At 48.6% G+C, this 1734-nt stretch carries 1 protein-coding gene and 1 pseudogene; one reads left to right on the top strand and one right to left on the bottom strand.

Going from position 1 to position 1734, the window contains the following annotated elements; all coding sequences use genetic code 11:
• Positions 1-952, top strand: a pseudogene (locus M595_RS31380) (hypothetical protein); the annotation flags it as partial.
• An 8-nt stretch (positions 953-960) separates the two neighbouring features.
• Here M595_RS31380 and M595_RS27345 read toward each other — a convergent pair.
• The coding region (locus M595_RS27345; protein ID WP_023069827.1) for an amidohydrolase at positions 961-1734 on the bottom strand (774 nt) is incomplete at its 5' end.

Here is a 1734-nt window from a genome sequence, read left to right as displayed (position 1 = left end):
CCCTCCTAACCAAACCCCAGCGCCAGCACTTCCCGTTTGGCCCTCTCCAACTCCAACTCCCTCAGCTTCTCCTCCCCCCGTCGCCGCCAATTTCCCCGGAGTCGATCCCGCCCCCCTGCCGATACCGCCCCCGTTATTTCCTGAACCCGGAAGTCCCCCTCCCCCTCAAACAATCCCCAATGTTTCTCAGCAAGAGGGAATGATGATTATCCTACCGGAACCCCAACCAACCAGCCCGCCCAACCCCTCTGCTAACCCCTCTGCTAACCCCTCTGCTAACCCCTCTGCTAACCCCTCTGTTCCCCCCTCTGCTAACCCTCCTTCTGTTGCTTCTGTCGCCCCACCCATCGGCGCACAAACACCCCCTCCCATCCCCTTTAACCCCATTCCTCAAGTTCCGCCTGTGATCCAACTTCCCCCCCTCCAAGATTCGCCACCCCCCGAAATTGTGAGCGTTTTTCCAGAGGAAGAAAATCAAGACAATTCCACCGGGAATTCTGAAGGGATTGATCCTGAAATCAGCGAAAATCAAACGTCAGAAGATCCTTATTTAACCCAGTTAAATAAACGTCCCCAAACCATTGCAGCAACTCGCCAAGAAGACACCACATTATTTGATCAAATTCCGCAAGTTGATGAAGTCAGAACTTATTTTCAAGACAATTGGTATCCCCCCAAAAATTTACAGAAAGCACTTCAATACACATTACAACTCAATGCGGATGGTACAATTGCGAGTATTATGCCTGTCGGTCAACCCGCAGTTAATCGCTTAGTTCAGCTTGAATTACCCAATGTTGGTGAACCGTTTGTTTCCGCGACAGCAGACGGCAGACGCCCTAAAATTAGGGTAATTTTAGAACCGAGTGGGCGGGTAAAAGTGTTCCTTGAATCTTTTAATAATTCTCCGCCTACACCTCCAGAAAGTTCCTCTGATCAAGTTAGAAAATAATCTTTTCTCTATTGATTGTTTTGCCAATATTTGTAAGCTGAATAAGCCAGAGTAACAACACCAGTAATAATGGCAGATTCATCAATTTCAAACTTCGGATGATGGAGAGGATAATTTGGTGCTTTTGGGTGTCCGACTCCCAGACGAAACATCATTCCCGGTGCATGATTGAGATACACTGAAAAATCTTCCGCACCCAAAGACGGTTCTGATAAAGTAATAATGTTATCCTTGCCCAAAGCTTCCCCAACTGATTCTGTCACTAACTGAGTCATTTTTGGATCATTTTGTACAGACGGTACGCCCCGACGATAATTCATCTCATAACGCGCCCCGTACATCTGACAAATATTAGCAACAATATTTTCGATCCAAGCGGGTAAACTATCGTGAGTTTCAGGATGAAGCGATCGCACCGTTCCCGACAGTTTAACCTGATCGGCGATCACATTCGGCGCCCGTCCACCGACAATTTGACCAATGGTTAAAACAACAGGCCTTAAAGGGTTATGAGTGCGACTAATCGCTTGTTGGAGGGTGGTAATCACTTGAGCCGCAATCCAGATGGCATCCTTTGCTTCGTGAGGACGCGCACCATGACCCGATTCTCCCATAATGGTTAATTCTAAATCATCGGCGGCCGCTGTCAATGCTCCCTGACGAATCCCCACACATCCGGCGGGAATACTGGGAAAGACGTGGACTCCCAAAATAGCCGCCACATCACGCATAACGTTATCTGCAACCATCCAACTCGCACCTTGGGCAATTTCTTCGGCGGG

The organism is Lyngbya aestuarii BL J, assembly GCF_000478195.2.
GTDB classification, from domain to species: Bacteria; Cyanobacteriota; Cyanobacteriia; order Cyanobacteriales; family Microcoleaceae; genus Capilliphycus; species Capilliphycus aestuarii.
Note: the sequence above shows the minus strand (reverse complement) of the source record. Positions and strands in the feature narration are given on the sequence as shown.